Annotated in this window: 1 tRNA gene, 1 rRNA gene and 3 other annotated features (1 of these 5 cut by a window edge); both genes read left to right on the top strand. The window is 49.0% G+C overall.

The features are described 5' to 3' along the window. Positions 1–25 precede the first annotated feature (25 nt). Positions 26–191: a sequence feature (16S ribosomal RNA rRNA prediction is too short), on the top strand. A gap of 27 nt (positions 192–218) precedes the next feature. Then, positions 219–315, top strand: a sequence feature (16S ribosomal RNA rRNA prediction is too short). Between the two features lie 62 nt (positions 316–377). Continuing rightward, positions 378–510: a sequence feature (16S ribosomal RNA rRNA prediction is too short), on the top strand. A 150-nt stretch (positions 511–660) separates the two neighbouring features. Next, positions 661–736, top strand: a tRNA-Glu gene (locus PROVRUST_RS15950). Positions 737–1,093: 357 nt separating this feature from the next. Further along, positions 1,094–1,227: ribosomal RNA gene (locus tag PROVRUST_RS20030) — 23S ribosomal RNA — on the top strand; its annotated part runs 311 nt beyond the window's last position; the annotation flags it as partial.

Below are 1,227 nucleotides of genomic sequence, written 5' to 3'. Positions count from 1 at the left end.
TTAGTGCCTTCGGGAACTCTGAGACAGGTGCTGCATGGCTGTCGTCAGCTCGTGTTGTGAAATGTTGGGTTAAGTCCCGCAACGAGCGCAACCCTTATCCTTTGTTGCCAGCACGTCATGGTGGGAACTCAAAGGAGACTGCCGGTGATAAACCGGAGGAAGGTGGGGATGACGTCAAGTCATCATGGCCCTTACGAGTAGGGCTACACACGTGCTACAATGGCGTATACAAAGAGAAGCGACCTCGCGAGAGCAAGCGGAACTCATAAAGTACGTCGTAGTCCGGATTGGAGTCTGCAACTCGACTCCATGAAGTCGGAATCGCTAGTAATCGTAGATCAGAATGCTACGGTGAATACGTTCCCGGGCCTTGTACACACCGCCCGTCACACCATGGGAGTGGGTTGCAAAAGAAGTAGGTAGCTTAACCTTCGGGAGGGCGCTTACCACTTTGTGATTCATGACTGGGGTGAAGTCGTAACAAGGTAACCGTAGGGGAACCTGCGGTTGGATCACCTCCTTACCATTGAAGTGTTTTTGTGAAGTGCTCACACAGATTGTCTGATAGAAAGTAGAGCAATAGGCTATACGTGGGAGAGCTATTCGAAAGAGTGGGTCTTACACGAGATATGCAACAAAGTGATTTGTGCAGTATTTCGTGTCCCCTTCGTCTAGAGGCCTAGGACACCGCCCTTTCACGGCGGTAACAGGGGTTCGAATCCCCTAGGGGACGCCAATTGCGCCGATATCGAGTGAAAGACGATGTCCCCAATAATGATTAAGCCAATTACGATGTAGTTGGTTTAACAATTATGCTCTTTAACAATCTGGAACAAGCTGAAAATTGAAAACAACGCACATTGTTTTGCTTAAACAATGTGAGAGTCTCTCAAAAAATCTCAACTTGAACGTGTTTTTCAAACACACAAGCGAGTGGCATGAGTGAGCAGTGTGAAATTCAAGGCGGACAGCGTGCAGCAAGCACAGCGTACATAAGTACGTGAGCATTGCGAACCCTGCCCAACGAAGAAGTTCACCACGCACAGCCATGACGTTTCGTGTCGTCTGATAAAAAGACACCTTCGGGTTGTGAGGTTAAGCGACTAAGCGTACACGGTGGATGCCTAGGCAATCAGAGGCGATGAAGGACGTGCTAATCTGCGAAAAGCGTCGGTAAGGTGATATGAACCGTTATAACCGACGATATCCGAATGGGGAAACCCAGTG

The sequence above is a fragment of the Providencia rustigianii DSM 4541 genome (assembly GCF_000156395.1).
Lineage (GTDB): Bacteria > Pseudomonadota > Gammaproteobacteria > Enterobacterales > Enterobacteriaceae > Providencia > Providencia rustigianii.
The sequence above is the reverse complement of the archived record's forward strand: the minus strand, read 5'-3'. Positions and strand labels throughout refer to the sequence as shown.